General features: G+C 36.2%; 20 protein-coding genes. 10 read left to right on the top strand and 10 right to left on the bottom strand.

From position 1 onward, the window contains the following. Window positions 1-2: 2 nt before the first annotated feature. The 10 genes from BW936_RS11905 to BW936_RS11950 all read right to left on the bottom strand — a co-directional run bounded on the left by BW936_RS11905 (window position 3) and on the right by BW936_RS11950 (window position 7,218). Window positions 3-410 carry a hypothetical protein gene (locus tag BW936_RS11905; RefSeq protein WP_076548618.1) on the bottom strand — a complete coding sequence of 136 codons (408 nt, stop codon included), beginning with the start codon at window positions 408-410 and terminating at the stop codon, window positions 3-5. A 21-nt stretch (window positions 411-431) separates the two neighbouring features. Next, window positions 432-1,622, bottom strand: a complete 1,191-nt coding sequence (locus tag BW936_RS11910; RefSeq protein ID WP_076548619.1) for a molybdopterin molybdotransferase MoeA — start codon at window positions 1,620-1,622, stop codon at window positions 432-434. Between the two features lie 64 nt (window positions 1,623-1,686). After that, on the bottom strand, window positions 1,687-2,463 hold the full coding sequence (locus BW936_RS11915) for a sulfite exporter TauE/SafE family protein (protein WP_076548620.1): 777 nt from the start codon (window positions 2,461-2,463) through the stop codon (window positions 1,687-1,689). Then, window positions 2,447-3,520, bottom strand: coding sequence for a HesA/MoeB/ThiF family protein (locus tag BW936_RS11920; protein WP_076548621.1), 1,074 nt, complete (start codon window positions 3,518-3,520; stop codon window positions 2,447-2,449). Before BW936_RS11920 ends, BW936_RS11915 begins: the two co-directional genes overlap by 17 nt. Continuing rightward, a complete protein-coding gene (locus BW936_RS11925; RefSeq protein WP_076548622.1) occupies window positions 3,517-4,110 on the bottom strand; it encodes an NTP transferase domain-containing protein in 594 nt (197 codons plus the stop codon). The genes BW936_RS11920 and BW936_RS11925 overlap by 4 nt, the downstream gene beginning before the upstream one ends. Further along, window positions 4,094-4,567: a cyclic pyranopterin monophosphate synthase MoaC gene (moaC, locus tag BW936_RS11930; protein ID WP_076548623.1), complete on the bottom strand. Its 474-nt coding sequence runs from the start codon at window positions 4,565-4,567 to the stop codon at window positions 4,094-4,096. Before moaC ends, BW936_RS11925 begins: the two co-directional genes overlap by 17 nt. Continuing rightward, window positions 4,567-5,550, bottom strand: coding sequence for a GTP 3',8-cyclase MoaA (gene moaA, locus BW936_RS11935; RefSeq protein ID WP_076548624.1), 984 nt, complete (start codon window positions 5,548-5,550; stop codon window positions 4,567-4,569). The genes moaC and moaA overlap by 1 nt, the downstream gene beginning before the upstream one ends. Before the next feature lie 119 nt (window positions 5,551-5,669). Next, window positions 5,670-6,086, bottom strand: coding sequence for a molybdenum cofactor biosynthesis protein MoaE (locus tag BW936_RS11940; protein WP_076548625.1), 417 nt, complete (start codon window positions 6,084-6,086; stop codon window positions 5,670-5,672). Then, a complete protein-coding gene (locus BW936_RS11945; RefSeq protein ID WP_076548626.1) occupies window positions 6,086-6,325 on the bottom strand; it encodes a MoaD/ThiS family protein in 240 nt (79 codons plus the stop codon). Before BW936_RS11945 ends, BW936_RS11940 begins: the two co-directional genes overlap by 1 nt. A 98-nt stretch (window positions 6,326-6,423) precedes the next feature. Next, a complete protein-coding gene (locus tag BW936_RS11950) occupies window positions 6,424-7,218 on the bottom strand; it encodes a DUF6503 family protein (protein ID WP_076548627.1) in 795 nt (264 codons plus the stop codon). 84 nt (window positions 7,219-7,302) lie between these two features. Here BW936_RS11950 and BW936_RS11955 point away from each other — a divergent pair, with 84 nt between their 5' ends. The 10 genes from BW936_RS11955 (at window position 7,303) to BW936_RS12000 (ending at window position 20,932) form a co-directional block, all read left to right on the top strand. Next, a complete protein-coding gene (locus tag BW936_RS11955; RefSeq protein ID WP_076548628.1) occupies window positions 7,303-8,106 on the top strand; it encodes a TrmH family RNA methyltransferase in 804 nt (267 codons plus the stop codon). A gap of 46 nt (window positions 8,107-8,152) precedes the next feature. Next, window positions 8,153-9,385 (top strand): M48 family metallopeptidase, encoded by a 1,233-nt coding sequence (locus BW936_RS11960; RefSeq protein WP_076548629.1) that lies wholly within the window; start codon window positions 8,153-8,155, stop codon window positions 9,383-9,385. Between the two features lie 44 nt (window positions 9,386-9,429). Beyond that, window positions 9,430-11,634: a RelA/SpoT family protein gene (locus BW936_RS11965; protein WP_076548630.1), complete on the top strand. Its 2,205-nt coding sequence runs from the start codon at window positions 9,430-9,432 to the stop codon at window positions 11,632-11,634. A gap of 50 nt (window positions 11,635-11,684) precedes the next feature. Continuing rightward, entirely contained in the window at window positions 11,685-12,155 is a 471-nt protein-coding gene (locus BW936_RS11970) for a Fur family transcriptional regulator (RefSeq protein WP_076548631.1), read from the top strand. A 25-nt stretch (window positions 12,156-12,180) separates the two neighbouring features. After that, window positions 12,181-13,452 (top strand): adenylosuccinate synthase, encoded by a 1,272-nt coding sequence (locus BW936_RS11975; RefSeq protein ID WP_076548632.1) that lies wholly within the window; start codon window positions 12,181-12,183, stop codon window positions 13,450-13,452. Between the two features lie 136 nt (window positions 13,453-13,588). Then, the gene (locus BW936_RS11980; protein WP_076548633.1) at window positions 13,589-14,386 is read left to right on the top strand and encodes a 3-keto-disaccharide hydrolase; all 798 of its coding nucleotides are present in this window, start codon (window positions 13,589-13,591) and stop codon (window positions 14,384-14,386) included. Between the two features lie 10 nt (window positions 14,387-14,396). Continuing rightward, complete coding sequence (locus tag BW936_RS11985; RefSeq protein WP_076548634.1) at window positions 14,397-15,833, top strand: Gfo/Idh/MocA family protein; 1,437 nt, start codon at window positions 14,397-14,399, stop codon at window positions 15,831-15,833. A gap of 90 nt (window positions 15,834-15,923) precedes the next feature. Next, entirely contained in the window at window positions 15,924-19,082 is a 3,159-nt protein-coding gene (locus tag BW936_RS11990) for a PVC-type heme-binding CxxCH protein (protein WP_076548635.1), read from the top strand. 20 nt (window positions 19,083-19,102) lie between these two features. Next, window positions 19,103-20,086 carry a ThuA domain-containing protein gene (locus BW936_RS11995; RefSeq protein WP_143744138.1) on the top strand — a complete coding sequence of 328 codons (984 nt, stop codon included), beginning with the start codon at window positions 19,103-19,105 and terminating at the stop codon, window positions 20,084-20,086. A 3-nt stretch (window positions 20,087-20,089) separates the two neighbouring features. After that, window positions 20,090-20,932 (top strand): sugar phosphate isomerase/epimerase family protein, encoded by an 843-nt coding sequence (locus BW936_RS12000; RefSeq protein WP_076548637.1) that lies wholly within the window; start codon window positions 20,090-20,092, stop codon window positions 20,930-20,932. Window positions 20,933-20,997 lie beyond the last annotated feature (65 nt).

Raw genomic sequence — 20,997 nt, forward strand, 5'->3', positions numbered from 1 at the left:
AACTATTTTTTACCAAGTAAATAGCCCACAAATGCCATTGGCATATAAGCTACTAAAATATCCAAAACGGTAAACCACATAGGACCTCCAAGCATAGCAATATTTACGGTACCGCCAATTAGGAAAAACAAGCCAACGATCAAAGCCATTAACATTTTTCTTGTTGCCGCTATTTTTGTTGCTACAAAAGCACCTACCAAAGTTCCCAATGCATGGGCTAGAAAAGGAAAAATAAAATTTTTAGGCTCAAATAAATGCATAGTTGCTTTTAACCCTTCCATTGTCGTAATATCTCCACCTTCCGGTGGCGGAATTATGGAGCCACTAATCATAATAATTCCCATATTTACAATACTACCAACTACTATTCCGGCTACGACACCCAAAATATTCTTTACTACAGAATTCATACAGAAACGTTTAATTAATTACTACCTAGTCTTAACAAAGGATACAACCTCCCCAACCTCATACTCCTTATTTCTTGGTTCTAGACAGATAAATCCGTCTGACTTTGCCAGACTGGTTAAATCTCCAGAACCATTTTCCATGACAGGAGTTGCCCATAACACCCCTTCTTTTTCTTCCGTATTCACCTGTATAAACCTGGTTAACGGTAATGATATGGTAATAGCCGTGCTCAGCTTAATATACAATTTATCTATTGAAATACCCCATGAGGTTTGCAACCAAGGTAAAAAATAGAGATGATAATTAGCAAATGTAGACACCGGATTTCCTGGAAAAGAAAAAATTACCGTCTTCAGCTTAGGGTGAATTCCAAACCAAAATGGCTTACCAGGTCTTTGTAGTACTCTATGAAAAACTTTCTTTACACCCAATGACTCCATTACTTCCGGGATAAAATCGAACTTTCCTTTAGATACTCCTCCACTCAATAGAAGCACATCATTATCTTGTAGAGCTTTTTCTAGTTCTCGCTCAATTTCCTTTTTATCATCCAACAAATGAAGTGAACCGGCTTCAATTTTAGAATTCAATAATGCCGACTCAATCGTAAGCATGTTAGATTTCCGTATTTGATGTGGTTTAGGTATCTCATCAACCTCAACCAGTTCATTTCCTGTTGCAACTGTGCAAATCTTAGGGTTTCCCTTAACCATTACCATTGCTTTCCCTACAGTAGCCATTACACCTATTTCTGCGGGACTGATTTTTTTTCTTTTGGATAATAAAAGTGTTCCTTTTTTTTCATCGCTGCCCTGATAATGTATATTCTGACCCTTGGTTACATTCTTAGTGATGGTCACCGCACCATCTTCAATAGTAAGATGTTCATACATAACTACGGTATCGCAATGATTTGGCACTACAGCACCTGTCATCACTTCCAAACAATTGCTTTTATCTTTTAAAACTTGCTGAACTACACCAGCGGCAGCAACTCCTTCTATTTTAAAAGCGTGTCTATTATTTGCTAAATCAGAGAACTGAATGGCAATCCCGTCTTTGGTAGCGCGATCAAAGGGAGGAAAATCTCTATCGGCATAGATGTCCTCTGCCAATATTCTATTCAAACTATTTAAAAGTGGCACATTCTCTATTCCTAGATCTAGAGGATGGTCTAACACTTTTTGGTACGCTTCTTTAAATGTAATCATGGAATTAAACATAAAATATTAAAAACAGCACTCTTGAAGATTTGAAACTCATTATTTTGACTTTCTAAAATAATCCTAGTCCATTTACCAACAAGACCCGTATACCCACTACAAATACCAATAAGGCGGTAATCCTTTTTATGCCATTTGGCGATAGTTTTTTAAGGCTAATGCGAATACCTAATTGTCCGCCAAGAAGCACTGCTATGACCAAGCAAATTGTTTCTCGCCATGGTAATGACAACGATTGGCTAGTTATTAATCCGAATAAACCGGAAACCGAATTTACCAAAATAAAAAAACTTGCCAGAGCAGCTATTTTTATGGCTTTATTCCACCGTAGGTGATTTAGAACCGGAGCTAAAAAAATACCTCCACCAATACCTACTAATCCAGATAGGAAACCTATACCAGCGCCAAGAACATAACTCAAATAATTCGGATACGCTGCAACCTCTTTTTTCGATTTATTGATTTCAAAGGTTTGAACAGCCAAAAACAATGCCGATAGAATTAGAGAACATCCCAAAATCATAAAAAACACATTCTCTTTTAAACGATATGTAGCTCCTAGATACGCTAACGGAATACTTGCCAAAACAAAGGGTAGAAAATCTTTCAATTTTGCATGACCATTTTTAAAATACAGATACGTACTACCTGAAACTACCACCAAATTACAAACCAACGCAATTGACCTTATGGCAAAAAAGCTTGTTAAAAATAGCGTCAACAAAGCTAAATAGCTAGATCCACCACCAAAACCTACAGAAGAATATAATGTAGCTATGATAAAAAAACCAACGGATAAAAGTAGTAGTTGCTCAATAGGTATCAACATAATCCTTCATATTATTCATTCCTCCCATTACATTAACAAAATCTTTCCCCGGAAATAATCCTTGCAAAATGCCTATTGCTTTTTTACTGCGTACGCCAGATTGGCATATGACATAAACGGTAGCCTCCAAATTAAGCTCAGCTACTCTATCTGTTAATTCACCTAAAGGAATATGTTTGGCTTCTTTTAAATGTTGCCTTTGAAATTCTTTATCGGTTCGCACATCTATCAACTCAACAGGTTTAGCTGAAAGCAATTGCTGAAGCTCAACAGCATCTACAGATTTCAATGGAAGTTCACAGTCAAACTCATAACTAGTAGCCAGCGTTTTTATCTCGTTGTTACCCGGTTGCAGTTGAAATTTCATTCGTTGCATACGCTGACTGAGAGTATCAAAAAGCAATAAAACACCTGATACCACTTCTCCTATTCCTGCAATAACCTTTACCACTTCTAAAGCTTGCAGGTTACCAATGATACCAGGCAAAATACCCAGCACGCCATTCTCATTACAGTTAGGAACAGCATCAGCCGCCGGCATTGTGGGGAACAAACAACGATATGTTGGTCCGCCTTTATAATTAAACACACTTACTTGCCCCTCAAAAGCGTGTAATGCACCATAAACAAAAGGCTTATTTGCAATTACACAGGCATCATTAATTAAATATCTAGTGGGAAAGTTATCCGTAGCATCTACAACGATATCATAGTTTTTAATAATATCAAGGGCATTTGCTACCGTTAAATAAGTTTGGTAAATCTGGATAGTAGTAGTAGAATTTTGAGCTGATAATTGACTTTTTATTGCCTCTACCTTGGGGATACCTACCATAGCTTCGGTAAATAAAACCTGACGATGAAGGTTTGATAATGAAACAACATCAGCATCAACAACACCCAAAGTACCAACACCCATAGCGTTTAAATAAGTCAGCACAGGAATTCCTAGTCCGCCAGCCCCAACCACTAATACCTTGGCTTCATTTAGCTTTTGCTGACCTTCATTTCCAAATCTGTCTAAGGTGATTTGTCTTAGGTAACGTTCCTCGTTCATTGGGCTATTTTTAGTAGCGCTTCTTCATATTCTGCTCTAGAATTTGCATTGAGCAATACCTCTTTATGTTTTGGAAACACCAAGTTCACATCTGAGTTTATAAGGAATTTTCTTGGACAAGAACCATTACCAGCTTCTAAATATGTTACAGACTTTTGTAAAGCTTCAGGTTCCCAAATAGCACAAAGTGGCTCTGGTAACGGGTTATCTGCATCTGCAAAAGCACTAGCAATTTTGTTTGCATTTCTCGCCGCAACCAACTCCTGTAAAGCCTTTTTATCCATTAACGGTAAATCGCACGCCAATACCAACCAAGCAGCTTCAGGATAAGTTTTATGAGCAGATAATAATCCGTTATAAGGACCACGAAATTCATCATTATCCACTATAGTTTCAAAATCGTTTGAAATATCTTTCTCTTGATCTTTACGGATACTCAAAAACGTTTGATCACAAACCTCGTTCAACAAATGGTATAAATACTCTCGTTGTGGTAGGTTGTGGTAAGCAATTAAACCCTTGTCTTCTCCCATTCTTGTGCTTTTACCTCCGGAAAGCACCAAGCCGTATAACTTATCTTTGGAAATCATTCTTCCCTCCTGTTTTTTGTTCTAATTGAATTGCCCCTATAACGATATCTTGTGAAAGGGCCTTGCACATATCATAAATAGTCAACGCGGCAATAGAAACTCCTGTTAAAGCTTCCATTTCCACACCTGTTTTTTCATTGCATTTTACCGTACAAGTAATCTGAAATGCATCAAATTCCGGTTCAATTTCAATATTGATTTTTGATAGGTTTATTTGATGGCATAAGGGTATTAATTCTGATGTTTTCTTTACCCCCTGTATACCTGCAATTACAGCTGTTTGTACAATACTTCCTTTTTTACCCACAAAATCTTGATCAGACAAAGATTTGAACACCTCTGACGGAAACTTAATAGTTCCACTTGCAATTGCGGTACGTACCGAAACTTTTTTTTGAGAAACGTCTACCATGGTAGCGTTCCCAGATTCATCTATATGTGATAATTTCTTCTGCATTATCCTCCTATTGAAGTCATTGAATTACTAAATACGTCTTTATATTTTTCTTGTGCTTCAAAACCTGTTTTAGCACGACTGCCTACAGCCTTTAAAATTTCCTTTTTAATATTCTCCTCCATATCATCAGCTCTCATAATTTCTCTAAGATTGGCACTTGCCTTGGCATATAAACAGGTGATAACATCACCTGTAGCCGATATTCTTAAACGATTACAACTACCACAAAATGTTCTACTAAAAGAAGGAATTACACCAAAAGTTCCTTTAAAACCGGGAATCTTGTAATTAATGGATGTTGATGTTTTTGGGGATTCTAATTTATAATAATCTGGATGCTCATTTCTTATATGTTCAAGTATGGTCTTAAAATCCCACTTGATAGTCTGAAATTCTTTAGATCCGCCATTAAAAGGCATTTCTTCCAAATAACGGACAGATACATTGTAATGTTTTGTTAACTCTAGCATAGGTAGAATATCATCTGTATTCTGACCGTCTAAAGCAATAAAATTAACACGAACATTAAATCCTTCAGTAATTAACCGAATCATGTTGTTATACACCACATCATAGTGATTACGGCGCGTAATACGTTCAAAAGTCTCACGATTAATAGCATCCATACTCACATTAATATTTTTAATGCCTAGTTCTTTCAGCTCATCTATAAACGGACCAATTAAAGTTGCATTCGTAGTAACAGAAATATCATTAAGTCCATCTAACTTTGACAAACTACGTAGCAACACCATTAAATCTTTACGAACAAATGGTTCACCACCTGTAATTCGTATTTTATCTATGCCTTGTGAAACTACAATCTTGCTTAATTTCACCAACTCATCTATGGTAAACAACTTATCATTTTTGGCAAAGTTAATTCCCTCTTCCGGCATGCAATAATTACAACGAAGATTGCAACGGTCCGTCACCGCCAATCTCAAGTAATTTATTGCTCTATTATGGTTGTCTATTAACATATTTTTTAAAAACAAGTTCAAGAGTCAAGTTCAAAAACAAAATCAAATTCAAAAACAAGTTCTTATTCTCTCTTCTCTACACTCTATTTTCTTTACTCTTTTATCTCTTTTCTAATTTCTCACGGATGTGCGGATACCCACACCGTTTTATTTTTAAATTTCTCTTTTTTCCATATAGGAACAGTCTCTTTTAAAGTATCGATAAGAAATCTACAGGCTTCAAAACACGCATCTCTATGCGCAGAAGATGCACCTACCACCACCACTGGTTCTTCAACTCCTTTTTCACCTACGGCATGTCTCATGACCACCTTGTTCAATGACCATTTTTCTAAAGCTGCATCTGCAATTTTCTCCATTTCTTTTAATGCCATTGACTTATAGGTTTCAAACTCTAAAGCAATTACTTCTTCATGGTTTGTAAACTCACGTACAGCGCCTACAAAAACACATATTCCTCCACTTTTGGCATCACTTAATTCAGTATACACCCTAGCGGTATCTATTACATCAACTATTTCAATTATTTTCTTCATTAGCCTCCGCTTACCGGTGGTATTATAGCAATTTCATCATTGCCGTTCAAAGGTACACTATCATCGGCATACTCACTATTTACAGCGACCGCCAATGAGTTTAATTTCAAAAATTCAGGATAAGAACTTATAAGTTGTTTTTTTAGTTCGGCAACATTTATAGGCTTAAAATCATCAGAAAAACTGATTTCAGAACTTCCTACGATATCCTTTGTAATGCCAAAAAAAAGTACATTCATATTCCTTTAAAATTAGATAAATTCCAAGTTAGGTATAAAAAATAAGGTGCCATAAAAATGGCACCTATTTTAAAAGAATTATATGATTTTAAGAAAACTTATTCCACAATTACCGCTTCTGTAGGTTTAGCATAAAAGTCCGTTGATTTAGCTTCAACACTTAAACTTGCATTTTCAAAGTTAACGGTATTTGCAGGCGCTGTAATTTCCCCTTTTTCTACTTTATACCATGTAATTACTTTTGGCAACAAAATTTTATCAACTTCAACCCACTCCGCATAATTGATCCAATTAATTTTTTCTGAAGGTTCACCACTAAAATAAGTCATAGTATAGCCCAACCATTTCATTTCATATGTTTTTGCATCATAATGAATATAGTACTCGTCTGTAGATGAAGCACCTACTCCGCTATTATAAGAAATTTTATACCCTGGGTATGCAACTCCGTCATGAATCAAAGCATCAACTTCTTCGTACTTTATTCCTTCATCAGATAACACAAACGGCATTGAATAGAAATAAAACATTAAGTTATGATAGAACTTAGGTTTTCCTTCATAATTACCCGTATGATCTGAAAGCCAAACATCAGAACCATCATAACCAAGCGTATAGGCGTCTGTAGAAATTTTGTCCAATCTTTTCTGAAGATCGATAGTTTGTATTTCATTAAACTCTTTATTTGGCATCTCAAACTTCAACGTTTTGTAGCTTTTCCAAGCTTTTATCCCGCCATGAGCCTCAAACACCTTGTTTAATTCTGTTGGGTACTTACTTAAATCCAGCTCTTTCTCCACTTTCTCAACAGAGTCGGCAATCGCTTCTTTTTTTGGAGCTTCTTTACATGAAAACAATGCCAGAGAGAATACTAATAGGTAGAATTTATTCATTTTTTATATGATTTTTATGGTTTTAAAGACCTGTTAGTCGAGAAACTATAAGAGACTTACTAAATTGACCTATTTTTGCATTTCATGCAAGCAACAAAATACATTAGCAGCACGCAAAACTCCCTAGTAAAAAAGGTACTACTTTTAAGGGAAAAATCAAGGGAGCGTAAAAAAACAGGCCTTTTTGTGTTAGAAGGGCTACGCGAGATAGAAATTGCGAACAATGCAAACTATCATATTGATACGATATTATACTGCCAAGAAATTCTAGAAAATAGTGACATACTTCAGTCTTTCAATGCAAATCAGTTAATTTCCGTAAGTGGGGAGGTCTATAAAAAAATGGCTTACAGAGATAGCACTGAAGGTATTATAGCTATAGCAAAGGCTAAGGATCACGAGCTTTCTTCTTTAGCATTTGAAACTAAAAATCCATTAATACTAATTGCAGAAGCTCCCGAAAAACCTGGTAATATTGGCGCATTATTACGTACGGCAGATGCTGCAAATTTAGATGCGGTTTTAATAGCAAACCCTAAAACAGACCTATACAACCCAAATATTATTAGATCAAGTGTAGGATGTGTTTTTTCCAGGGAGGTAAAAATGGGTAGCACAACAGAGATTATATCCTACCTTAAAAGAGAAGGGTTTCAGATTTTCTGTGCTGCACTGTCAGCATCTAAAGATTATACAACGGTTGACTTCAAAGAACCTACAGCTATAGTAGTAGGTACGGAGCACTCCGGTCTTAGTACTGAGTGGCTTAACAATGCCTCTCAAAATATTATTATACCCATGGAAGGCGCGATAGATTCTATGAACGTTTCGGTCTCTGCCGCAATACTTATCTTTGAAGCCAAACGTCAGCGAAAAATAAATAAGTAAAACTTTTACTTTTTCTATCAAATTTATCGTTTACAATTACATTATTATGAATAATACATTCGTCTTTTACTGCATTCTTTTCATACTAATTGCAGAATTTATATTTGCTACGACAATGAATTATTTGAACGCACAGCAATTTAAAAACCCCATACCAGAAGATCTAAATGACGTTTATAACACTGAAGAATATGAAAAATCCCAAGCATACAAACTAACGAACTACAAATACAACCTTTTTACATCGGTTTTTTCACTATTATTGATTTTAGCGTTTCTGCTATTTGGCGGATTTGCTTGGGTAGATAGCATTGCTCAGAATCAAAGTGATAATACCATTGTACAGGCTTTGGTATTCTTTGGGATAATTATGATCGGAAGCGATATGATCAATATTCCATTTTCTTACTACCAAACTTTTGTAATCGAAGAAAGCTTCGGCTTCAACAAAACCACAAAAGCAACCTTTTTTATTGATAAGCTCAAGCAATGGTTAATGACCGTTATTGTTGGTGGCACAATGCTATCGCTTATCATTTGGTTTTTTCAATGGGCAGGTACAGCCTTTTGGTTATATACTTGGGCACTGATTGCAATTTTCACCTTGTTCATAAATGTTTTTTACAGCAGGTTAATTGTACCCTTGTTCAATAAGCAAGAACCCCTAGAAGAGGGCACCTTAAAAGAAAAGATCAAAAACTACGCAGCACAAGTAGGTTTTGACCTGCAACAGATATTTGTCATCAATGGATCTAAACGCTCTACAAAAGCAAACGCCTACTTTTCTGGGTTTGGAAAAGAAAAGCGAGTAACTTTATATGACACCTTAATAGATGACTTGGAAGAAGAAGAAATTCTTGCCGTATTGGCACATGAAATAGGTCATTACAAGAAAAAACATATCGTATACAATCTGGTCACATCTATTCTTCTTACCGGCTTCATGCTCTTGATACTTTCATTTTTCATCAACAACCCAGAAGTTTCATTGGCAATTGGGGTAGACAGCCCAAGTTTTCATGCTTCACTAATTGGTTTTGGAATCTTATACAGCCCCATTTCTGAAATTACGGGCTTATTAATGAATTATTTTTCAAGAAAATTTGAATACCAGGCAGATGACTATGCAAAAAAAACTTATGCAGCTATACCATTAGTAACAGCTTTGAAAAAGCTATCAAAAAACAGTCTTAGCAACTTAACTCCACATCCAGCATACGTATTCATGCACTATTCACATCCACCACTAATAGATCGCATACGTAATTTAAAGGCATAATTTTTGTTGTGCATCATATAAGATTATCTTATTTTTAATCTAGTATGACACAGGCAGCGATAGAAGAAGAAAATAAACTTATAGCTCAAGAGTACAAAGAGCTACTTCGAATTAGTTATCAAACATTGACAGATGAGGATAAAAAACTAATACGGAGTGCTTTTGAGATAGCTGTTGATGCGCATAAAAATCAGCGAAGAAAATCTGGCGAAGCTTACATTTTTCATCCCATAGCGGTAGCTAAAATTGTTGCTTCTGAAATAGGACTGGATGCGGTATCTATAGCCTCTGCCCTATTGCATGATGTGGTCGAAGATACTGAATACACTTTAGATGACATAGATCGTATGTTCGGTGAAACGGTAGCTCGCATTGTAGACGGACTTACTAAAATATCTCATTTAAAAAAAGACATGAACATTTCTCAACAAGCAGAGAATTTCAGAAAAATGCTTTTGACCTTAAATGATGATGTACGTGTAATTATCATAAAGATTGCCGATCGCTTTCATAACATGCTCACCATGGATTCCATGCCAGAGCACAAGCAAGTAAAGATTGCATCCGAAACCCTATACATCTATGCTCCATTAGCCCATAGAATTGGACTTTACAACATTAAAACAGAGCTAGAAGATTTAAGCTTAAAATATACAGAACCAGAAGTTTACAACTCTATTAAAGATAAAATAGAGGACAGCAAAGAAGATCAACAAGCTTATATTGATGCATTTTCAGGCATTATTGACAATTCTCTCAAAAAAGAAGGACTCAATTATATTATAAAAGGTAGAATGAAATCTATCTTTTCTATGCGTAAAAAGATGATTGCCCAGAATGTCACTTTTGATGAGATCTATGACAAGTTTGCCATTAGAATTATTTATAAATCCGATATACAGAACGAGAAATTTCTTGCCTGGAAAATATATTCAATAGTCACCGATCACTTTACCCCTAACCCAGTTAGATTACGAGATTGGATATCCTCTCCTAAATCTACCGGTTATGAAGCTTTGCATATTACCGTAATGGGCCCAAAAGGCAAATGGGTAGAAGTACAGATCAGAAGTGAGCGCATGCATGAAATAGCAGAAAAAGGATATGCCGCACACTTCAAATACAAACATGGAGACCAAAAAGAACAAGGTATAGAAGTCTGGTTGAACAAACTACAAGAAGCCCTTGAAAATGCTAACACCAACGCTGTAGATTTTGTAGAGGAGTTTAAACTTAACCTATACTCAAAAGAGATATTTGTTTTTACCCCAAAAGGAGAATTAAGATCTTTACCAAAAGGAGCTACACCATTAGATTTTTCTTTCAACATACATACCGAAGTAGGTATGCGCACCAGAGGAGCAAAAGTCAATGGCAAATTAGTTCCTTTGAACACCACTCTTTCTAGTGGAGACCAGGTGGAAATTATCACTTCCGATCAAGCAAAACCAAATCAGAACTGGTTAGATTACGCTACCACGGCAAGAGCACGCGCAAAAATTAAATCTGTTTTAAGGGAAGAGAAAAAATCTGTAGCAGAAGATGGCAAGGAAATTTTACGCCGTAAGCTGAAATCACAAAAGATTTCGCTTAATGAAGATTCTATTAATAAAATGGTTTCCTTCTTTAAACTAAAAACTAGTTTAGACTTATTTTATCGCGTAGGTATTGGCTCTATAGACAATACAATGATAAAAGATTTTGCCTCTTCATATAGTAACGCGTTCATAAGCTTCTTTAAGAACAGAATGCGCAAATCGCCTGCCCAAGAAGATATCAATAAAGATGAGATTACCTCTAAATATGATATGCTTGTCTTTGGCAAAGAGGAAGAAAAGCTAGAGTACAAACTATCACAATGCTGCAACCCTATTCCTGGTGATGAGGTATTTGGTTTTGTAAGTGTATCTGAAGGAATTAAAGTCCATAAAAAGAATTGCCCTAATGCCATCTCTTTGCAGTCTAATTACGCTTATCGCATTATTAGTGCCAAATGGATAGATTCATCTCAACAAGAATACCAAGCTGACATAGTCATGACAGGTATTGACAACTTAGGCTTGGTAAGCGATATTACAGAAGTTATCTCTGATATTATGCACGTAAATATGCGTAATTTAAATTTCAGTACCGATGGCGGAACGTTTAAAGGCAAGATTACCGTGGTGGTTAAAAACAAGGCGGTATTGAAAAAACTGACCGATAATCTTATGAACATCAACGGTATTGATAAAGTTACTCGTATTTAGAAAAAGTAAATTAAAATTTAGCTGTACCTTTGTATATTAATGCCGTAAATATGTCTTCTGATAAAAATCAAGAAATTGTAAAAAACGTCTTCACAACCTTTTTAGAGGACAAAGGACATAGAAAAACACCCGAACGTTACGCTATTCTTCAAGAAATTTATGAAAGCGATGAACATTTTGATATAGAATCGCTCTATATTAAAATGAAAAATAAAAACTATCGCGTAAGTAGGGCTACACTCTATAATACCATTGAACTACTTTTAGATTGCAAATTGGTACGTAAACATCAATTTGGCAAAAACCAGGCACAATACGAGAAATCATACTTTGACCGTCAGCATGATCATGTTATTTTAACTGACACAGGAGAGGTAATGGAGTTTTGTGACCCAAGAATTCAATCTATAAAAAAAACCATTGAAGAAGTTTTTGATATTAAAATAAATACACATTCCCTTTATTTTTATGGGACGAAAAATACTCCTGCAAAAGATGCGGACAAAAAAGAAGTAAAATAAAACTAACCAAGTATATAATATTTAGATGGCAGTAGATTTATTGTTAGGCCTACAATGGGGTGACGAAGGAAAAGGAAAAATTGTTGATGTATTAACTCAAGATTACGACATTATTGCACGTTTTCAAGGTGGACCAAATGCCGGTCACACTTTAGAATTTGATGGAATAAAGCATGTACTGCATACTATTCCTTCCGGAATATTTCATAAAAATGCAGTGAACGTAGTTGGTAACGGTGTTGTAATAGACCCTGTTATTTTTAAAAAAGAATTAGATGCATTGAAAAAATTCAATTTAGATATAAACTCTAAGTTATTCATTTCAAGAAAAGCGCACTTAATTTTACCCACCCACCGTTTACTTGATGCCGCTTCTGAAGCATCTAAAGGAAAAGCCAAAATTGGTTCTACCTTAAAAGGAATTGGCCCTACTTATATGGACAAAACCGGCAGAAACGGTATGCGTATCGGTGACCTTGAATTAAGTGACTGGAAAGAAAAATACCGTAGCCTTGCGAACAAACACGAAGCTATGATCAATTTCTATGATGTTGACATCCAATACGATCTTGCTGAATTAGAAGCTGATTTCTTTAAAGCGGTAGAAGAGCTAAAATTATTGACCTTCATTGATAGCGAAGAATATTTGTACCAAGCTCAGAAAGCAGGTAAAAAAATATTAGCTGAAGGCGCCCAAGGATCATTATTAGATATCGATTTTGGAACATACCCATTTGTAACCTCATCAAATACCACTGCAGCAGGCGCATGTACTGGTCTTGGAGTTGCCCCAAACCAAATTGGAGCAGTAAAAGGTATCTTTAAAGCATATACAACAAGAGTAGGTAGCGGACCTTTTCCTACAGAATTATTTGACGAAGATGGCGAAACCATGGCTCGCGTAGGAAACGAATTTGGCGCTACTACTGGTAGACCAAGACGTTGTGGTTGGTTAGATTTAGTAGCATTAAAATATGCGGTGCGTGTAAATGGAGTTACTGAACTAATGATGATGAAAGGTGATGTACTGAGTGGTTTTAATAAACTTAAAATCTGTACAGCATACCATTACAAAGGAGAGCAAATTGAGCACTTCCCTTACAATATTGAAGCAGAAAATGTTACGCCTGTTTATTCAGAAATGGACGGGTGGAAAGAAGATCTAACAAATATGACATCTGCAGACCAATTACCAAAAGCACTTAATGAGTATATAGCATTTCTTGAAAAAGAATTAGAAGTGCCAATTAAGATTGTTTCAGTAGGTCCAGATAGAACTCAAACAATTCTAAAATAGTCGTACAACGACTCACACAGGTTGTTCAACCTCAAAGAATGGCGATTTAGGGAAATACCTTTATCGCCATTCTTTTTTTTTGTAATTTCAAGCTTGTGTAAAATATACATTTTACCACTTAACCACAAACCAACAAATGACAAGAACGACCTACTCAACTCTTCTTTTCTTTCTCATTCTTACAACCGCTTGTAAAACAGAAAAAAAAGAAAAAGTAGAAGAACGGACACCTACCCAACAAAAAACCGATAATGAATGGATAACCCTTTTTGACGGTACAACTACCAAAGGTTGGCGCGCTTACAACGGAAAAGAACTACCACCAGGTTGGATCGCTAGAGATGGTGAATTACAATTTGATACCGAACTAGGTATGGAACAAGATTATACCGGTGGCACAGACATTATTTATGGTGCCGAAGAATTCGATAATTTTGAGCTCTACGTAGAATGGAAGTTACCAAAAGGAGGAAATAGCGGTATTTTCTACCATTTAAAAGAAAGTTATGATAGTCCACCGGAAGTTTCTCCAGAGTATCAATTGATCGATGATGAAAACTACGCCAGTATTCACGACTTAACAGACTATAACTTAAGTTTAGGCTATACGGACAAACCCGAAGAGTTAAAACCATTACAACAGACTGCTTCTGATTATGCAATGCATGCCGCTAATCCTGAGGGAAAAATATTGAACCCTGTTGGAGAATGGAACACTACAAGAATCATATTCACACCTGAGCAAGTAGAACACTGGCTAAATGGCAAAAAAGTAGTGTCATTTGTACCATGGGATGAAGCTTGGTACGAGAAAAAAAATTCAGATAAATGGAAGAACAGCAAAGACTACGGCAAGTTCAAAACTGGCTATATTGGCTTTCAAGATCACTCTAGCCCTATCTGGTTCAGAAACATAAAAATCAAAAAACTTTAACCAACAATCAATGAATAAAAGAGACTTTTTAAAAAATGCTGCGGCGTTGTCTACCTTTGTACTATTACCATCTGGACTTTGGTCTTGTAAAAAAGAAAAAGAGAAATTAACAAGGTTACGTACCGCCCATATTGGTGTTGGTAATATGGGAGCTGAAGACTTGAAAGCAATTTCATCACACAGTAAAGTTGATGTTACCGTATTGTGTGATGTAGATGCCAATAACTTAGCAGCAGCAAAAAAATTGCATCCAAACGCCAAAACATATTCAGATTACAGAGTTATGTTGAAAGAAATGGGTGATGAAATTGATGCTGTGGTCGTTTCCACTCCGGATCACACCCATGCACCCGCTTCAATGATGGCTATGGAAATGGACAAACCAGTGTATTGTCAAAAACCATTGACCCATTATGTCTCTGAAGCTAGAGCAATGAACAAGCTTGCAGCAGAAAAAGGTTTGGTGACCCAAATGGGAATTCAGGTACATTCATTTTATGATTACAAACTTGCAACCTTATTAATACAATCTGGAATTATTGGAAAAGTACACACCGTACGCGCCTGGTCTCCTAAAGATTGGGGTTATGACGGACCAGAACCTACAGGGTCTGACCCAGTACCTGAATCATTAGATTGGAATTTGTGGTTGGGAACGTCAGCTGAAAGACCATATAAAGAAGGTTTCTACCACCCTGGAAACTGGAGAAAACTAGTTGATTACGGTTGTGGTACCTTAGGTGATATGGGGGTTCATATTTTTGACACGCCTTATAATGCATTAGCATTACAAGTACCAAAAACCATTAAAAACGAATGCAGAGAACCAAATGGTTTTGGGTTTCCACAAAAAAATGTAGTTACTTATGAGTTTCCTCAAACGGAATTTACCACAGAAACATTAAAATGGGTTTGGTACGATGGTCCGGGTGCTCCAAAAGATCATGAAGATTTAATATTGCCGGGCGCAGAGAACAAGACAACAACGGAAGATGCATCTGGAGATTCTATGGAAGACAAAATGTCCTTAGACACCAAAACAGCAAAAGAAGGGACCTTACCTGACCAAGGAGCCATGTTCATAGGTGAAAAAGGAAGGTTATTACTACCTCATTTTATGCAGTTACCTAAAAAAATAGTAGACGGCAAATATGTGGATATCTCAGCAGAAATAGAAGCCGTAGGAAAAGCGAACAATATGGGTGAACCAATTCGCAACTATAATACGGAAGGTCCTAAACATTATCACCAATTTGTTGACGCTTGTTTAGGTACTGATGAAACTACAGCACCGTTTTCATATGCATCTAGACTAACCGAAACTATATTATTAGGCGTAATTGCTGGCAGATTCCCAAATCAAGTTTTACACTGGGATAGTGAAAATGCAAAATTTGCAGAAGAAGAAGCTAACGCCTATTTAGAAGGTGATTATAGAAATTTCTAAACCATTTTTTAAACATACAAAATAACCACTTTCGAGTGGTTATTTTATATCTACTCTTCACAGAACGGACCACAAACAACTTAATCAATAATGACAAATTTTTTCACAAACACTTATAGATACGCACTACTACTCATAGGCGTACTATATATTCAGAGCTGCTCAGAAAACAAAGAACCTATAGTTCAAATTAAACCACATTCTTCAATAGTCTTTATAGGAAACAACTTAGGCTCTAGAATGTTGAATTATGGTAGTTTGGAAACAGAATTACAAATGCGCTACCCTACAGATTCTCTTATCATAAGAAATATGTGTGATGGTGGTGACACCCCTGGTTTCAGACCTCATTCCGGTCGTGTTTCTCCATGGGCTTTTCCGGGTGCAGAAAAATTTCAAACCGAACTAGCTCAAAAATCTGGCAGCCAAGGTGTATTTGAAACACCTGACGAGTGGTTAACACGCTTAAACACCGATATCATATTAGCGTTTTTTGGATATAACGGATCTTTTGAAGGAGCTGATGGATTAGAAAATTACAAGGCAGAATTAGATGCATTTATAAAACATACATTAAAACAAAAATATAACGGAACATCGGCACCACAGTTAGTATTGGTGTCACCAATTGCCTTTGAAGATATATCTGACCATTTAGATGTACCCAATGGAATTTCAGAAAATGAAAATCTTAAAGCATACACTGAGGCAATGAAAGAAGTAAGTGCTGCCAATTCTGTTCCGTTTATAGATGCATTTACCCCATCAAAAAACTGGTTTAACAATACCAATGAAAATTTAACCATTGATGGTTCTCAATTGAACGAAGCAGGTTATGATTCTTTGGCAAAGCTATTGGCAGATGAGCTCACAGGAAATAAATCTGTAAAATCTCAAAGTAATAAAGTTGCCGTCAACGAAGCTATCAAAGAGAAAAATTTCTATTGGCACAATGATTATAAAATACCCAACGGAGTTCATGTTTTTGGTAGACGCCATGCTCCTTATGGTCCAGACAACTATCCTTTTGAAATTACAAAAACAAGAGAGCTAACAGCTATTAGAGACTCATCTATTTGGGCAACTGTTAATGGTAATTCATACGACATAAAATCTGCCGATGATAGAACCAGCAAGCTACCTCCTGTAGAAACCAATTACAATTTAGGTAACGGAGAAAAGGTACACTATAAATATGGAGAAGAAGCTATTAATACACTTCGTGTACCATCGGGTTACAAGGTTGAACTATTTGCTTCTGAAAAAGAATTTCCAAATTTGGCAAACCCGGCACAAATATCTTTTGACAATAAAGGCAGGCTTTGGGTGGCTACACTCCCCTCTTATCCGCATTACAAGCCCGGTGACGCAAAACCGAATGATAAAATTATCATATTAGAAGATACCGATAATGATGGAAAAGCAGATAAAGAAACCGTCTTTGCGGACAATTTGCATTTACCCATAGGCTTTGAATTTACCCCAGAAGGAGTATATGTTAGTCAAGGCACTAACTTAAAATTATACACTGATACCGATGGTGATGACAAGGCAGACAAAGTTGAAATTGTATTAAGCGGTTTTGATGACCATGATACCCACCATGCCATATCAGCATTTTGTGCAGATCCTTCAGGGGCTTTTTATATGTCTGAAGGCGTATTTCTTCATACAAATGTTGAAACGTCATATGGAACTGTTAGAGCTACCAATGGCGGATTTTACAGGTATAATCCCCAGAGAAAACACTTAGAGCGTACACTACAAGTATCTATACCTAACCCGTGGGGTATTGCATTTGATGAATGGGGACAGGATTTCTTTTTACATACTTCAGGTCCTAAAGTAAACTGGATGATGCCAAGTTCATTAAAACCAATTTACGGCGTTGCCGCACCTTTGACTAAAGGCTTAATTGAAGCAGAACACCGTGTAAGGCCAACTTCAGGAATGGAATTTATTTCTAGCAGCCATTTCCCTGATGAAGTTCAAGGTGATATGTTATTAGCTAATTCTATAGGATTTTTAGGATTAAAACAACACCAAATGATGGAAGACGGCACAGGCTACTCTTCAAAACACAGACAAGACCTAATTACCAGTACCGATCCTAATTTTAGACCCGTTGAATTAGAATTTGCACCTGATGGCTCATTATATCTAGTTGATTGGCATAATGTTTTAATAGGCCATATGCAACATAATGCCCGTGACCCGTTACGTGATCATGTACATGGTAGAATTTACAGAATTACCTACCCATCTAGACCTTTAGTAACACCCGCTAAAATTGATGGAGCTTCTATTCCTGAATTATTTGAAAACCTTAAATTACCTGAATACAGAACCAGATACAGAACCCGCCGCGAGTTAAGAGGTAGAGCTACTGATGAAGTTTTAAAATATGTAAATACATGGGTAGATAATTTAGATAAAAACGACAGTAACTATGAACATAATCGCTTAGAAGCACTTTGGGTATCATGGGGTTTAAATAAAGTAAACGCTGATCTTTTAGCTTCCTTGTTAAAATCTGAGGACCACAGAGTACGTGCTGCATCCGTAAGGGTAGTGAGGTACATGGGACACCAATTAAATAACTCGCAAGAGTTATTAAAAACAGCTGCTGCCGACACACACGGCAGAGTAAGACTAGAAACTATAACCGCAGCGTCTTGGCTACCACAATCAGAAGGCTTGGAAATCTTAAATATAGCCAGAAATCATCCTTTAGATGACTGGATGGAAGGTGCTTTCAATTTTGCAGAAAAAAGATTAACAGGTAATTTTTTAGAGAAAACCAAAGAAAAAACCCTTGCTTCACATTTAAAAGGGAATGATTTAGAAGTTTTTATCAAAGGAAAAAAGATTTACGAAACAGAAGGTTACTGTATTACCTGTCACCAAGAAAGTGGCACCGGTCTTCAAAAAGCAGGGTACCCAACATTAGTAGGTCAGGAATGGGTTTTAGGTAATGAAGAGCGCTTGATAAAACTTGCACTTCACGGTCTTTACGGACCAATGACCATTGAGGGCAATCATTATGAAGGTCAAGTACCCATGATGGCTTTTAAAGGCTTATTGAAAGATGATGAAGTTGCCGCCGTACTTACTTATGTAAGAAATTCATTTGGGAACAAAGCTTCAGTCATTGATCCTAGCAAGGTAAAAGAAGTAAGAGAGGCAACCAAAGATCGTAACAATTTCTACACGGCAGACGAGTTGCTAGAAGAACATCCAATGAAATAAACTACCATAACATTCACTTTATGAAAAATAATTATATAATGATGCTGCTGCTATGCTTAGCAACGGCATGTGGAGAAAAATCAAAAGAAAAAAAAGAAGGGACTTTTGAAGAGACGAAAGCTCCACATATTGTTTTTGTGACCGGCGAGGAAGAATACCGATCAGAAGAAACCTTTCCTATGTTAGCTAAATTGGCAAAAAGAGAGCTAGGAGCAAAAGTTACAGTGGTCTATTCTGTAGATAGTTTAGGTTTTATAGACCCCAACAGAAGAGACCATATAGCCGGTTTAGAAGCTCTTAACACTGCAGATTTAATGGTTGTTTTCATGCGTTTTAGAAATTTACCAGAACAAGAACGCGAATACATCACCAATTATGTGGAATCTGGTAAACCCATAGTAGGTTTCAGAACCAGCACCCATGCTTTTAAATATGAAAATGATTCTACCTTAACAGAATTTAATGCAGCCTGGCCGGCAAAAGTTTTTGGTCAACAATGGATCACTCATCATGGTCATTTTGATGATGGCAAATTTCCGGTAACGAACGTTACCATAAAAGGGGATCAAGCAACAAATCCTATTTTAAATGGTTTTTCTGAATTTGAAGCTTACTCTTGGCTATATCATGTTGATGGAGGTAATTGGAAACTTCAAGGAGATAGCGAACCATTTCTAATGGGACATTCCACAAAATCGCAACATGAAATGAATGGTAAATTAGAAGAATTTTCATTGGATAATCCTGTTGCTTGGACTAAAAGTTATACAGGTACATCAGGTAAAAAAGCCAGGGTATTCTTTACTACGCTTGGCCATCCATATGATTTTAAACTTACGCCAATGCGTAAATTAGCTATGAACGGAATGTATTGGGCATTGGGTAAAGAAGACGATATTCCAAAAGATGGCGTAAATGTAACTTTAGATGAACCTTTCTTACCTAACAATTCTGGTTTCGGACAAAAATTTAAAAAGAATCAAAAACCGATCACTAATTTTTAAATTATGGCACTATCCCGTAAAAATTTCATTAAAACTAGTGGATTAGGAGCCTTGGCATTAGGTACCGTATCTTTTAAATCTGATCAGAATGGCAGAACCACAGCCAAATATGTAGGCCATAACCTTAATATTGGCTTAGCCTCTTATACTCTTAGAAAATATAGTTTAGACGAGCTATTAGATATTACAGAACGGCTTAATTTAAAGGATGTAGCTTTAAAAAGTTTTCATTTACCCTATGACGCTGGTAAGAAAAAACTAAAATTTATTCATGATAAAGTTACCGCAAGAGGATTAAATTTATATGGTGGTGGTGTTATTACCATGAAAACCAGTGAAGATGTAGAAACCTATTTCAACTATGCCAATGATGCCGGTCTCCCTATGATAATAGGTACAACCGCCCATCATCTACTTCCATTAATAGAAGAAAAAGTGAAAGAGACCAATATTAAACTAGCCATACACAATCACGGTCCTGAAGACAACGTCTTTCCCTCTCCAAAAAGCATATATGACAAAATAAAAAAATTGGACTCTAGAATTGGTCTCTGTATAGATGTGGGTCACACCTATCGATTAGGTTTAAATCCTGCCGAAGAGCTCATCAAATATCAAGACAAATTATTTGACGTTCATATTAAAGATATAGATGCTCCTATTGCAAAAGGTAACAAAACTATTTTAGGTCATGGTTCTATTGATATTCCAGAAATCTTAAACGCTTTAAGAAAGATCAAGTATTCTGGAGTTGTAGCGATAGAGTATGAGAAAGATGAAAACCATGCCATATACGGTCTATCTGAATCTGTTGGATATATAAGAGGAATTCTGAAGGTTACTTAACAAAATTATTTCTACAAAACCCCTAAATTATAAACCTAGATAGATAAGCAAACTTTAGAAAACAA

Source organism: Maribacter ulvicola (assembly GCF_900155985.1).
Lineage (GTDB): Bacteria > Bacteroidota > Bacteroidia > Flavobacteriales > Flavobacteriaceae > Maribacter > Maribacter ulvicola.

Excerpts from the sequence above, each read along its gene's own strand:
- BW936_RS11925 (WP_076548622.1), bottom strand. The coding sequence starts at position 4,110 with ATGATTTCCAAAGATAAGTTATACGGCTTGGTGCTTTCCGGAGGTAAA.
- BW936_RS11985 (WP_076548634.1), top strand. The coding sequence starts at position 14,397 with ATGAATAAAAGAGACTTTTTAAAAAATGCTGCGGCGTTGTCTACCTTT.
- BW936_RS11965 (WP_076548630.1), top strand. The coding sequence starts at position 9,430 with ATGACACAGGCAGCGATAGAAGAAGAAAATAAACTTATAGCTCAAGAG.
- moaA (WP_076548624.1), bottom strand. The coding sequence starts at position 5,550 with ATGTTAATAGACAACCATAATAGAGCAATAAATTACTTGAGATTGGCG.
- BW936_RS12000 (WP_076548637.1), top strand. The coding sequence starts at position 20,090 with ATGGCACTATCCCGTAAAAATTTCATTAAAACTAGTGGATTAGGAGCC.
- BW936_RS11940 (WP_076548625.1), bottom strand. The coding sequence starts at position 6,086 with ATGAAGAAAATAATTGAAATAGTTGATGTAATAGATACCGCTAGGGTG.
- BW936_RS11950 (WP_076548627.1), bottom strand. The coding sequence starts at position 7,218 with ATGAATAAATTCTACCTATTAGTATTCTCTCTGGCATTGTTTTCATGT.
- BW936_RS11975 (WP_076548632.1), top strand. The coding sequence starts at position 12,181 with ATGGCAGTAGATTTATTGTTAGGCCTACAATGGGGTGACGAAGGAAAA.
- BW936_RS11920 (WP_076548621.1), bottom strand. The coding sequence starts at position 3,520 with ATGAACGAGGAACGTTACCTAAGACAAATCACCTTAGACAGATTTGGA.
- moaC (WP_076548623.1), bottom strand. The coding sequence starts at position 4,567 with ATGCAGAAGAAATTATCACATATAGATGAATCTGGGAACGCTACCATG.
- BW936_RS11980 (WP_076548633.1), top strand. The coding sequence starts at position 13,589 with ATGACAAGAACGACCTACTCAACTCTTCTTTTCTTTCTCATTCTTACA.
- BW936_RS11970 (WP_076548631.1), top strand. The coding sequence starts at position 11,685 with ATGTCTTCTGATAAAAATCAAGAAATTGTAAAAAACGTCTTCACAACC.
- BW936_RS11915 (WP_076548620.1), bottom strand. The coding sequence starts at position 2,463 with ATGTTGATACCTATTGAGCAACTACTACTTTTATCCGTTGGTTTTTTT.
- BW936_RS11905 (WP_076548618.1), bottom strand. The coding sequence starts at position 410 with ATGAATTCTGTAGTAAAGAATATTTTGGGTGTCGTAGCCGGAATAGTA.
- BW936_RS11955 (WP_076548628.1), top strand. The coding sequence starts at position 7,303 with ATGCAAGCAACAAAATACATTAGCAGCACGCAAAACTCCCTAGTAAAA.
- BW936_RS11995 (WP_143744138.1), top strand. The coding sequence starts at position 19,103 with ATGAAAAATAATTATATAATGATGCTGCTGCTATGCTTAGCAACGGCA.
- BW936_RS11910 (WP_076548619.1), bottom strand. The coding sequence starts at position 1,622 with ATGATTACATTTAAAGAAGCGTACCAAAAAGTGTTAGACCATCCTCTA.
- BW936_RS11960 (WP_076548629.1), top strand. The coding sequence starts at position 8,153 with ATGAATAATACATTCGTCTTTTACTGCATTCTTTTCATACTAATTGCA.
- BW936_RS11945 (WP_076548626.1), bottom strand. The coding sequence starts at position 6,325 with ATGAATGTACTTTTTTTTGGCATTACAAAGGATATCGTAGGAAGTTCT.
- BW936_RS11990 (WP_076548635.1), top strand. The coding sequence starts at position 15,924 with ATGACAAATTTTTTCACAAACACTTATAGATACGCACTACTACTCATA.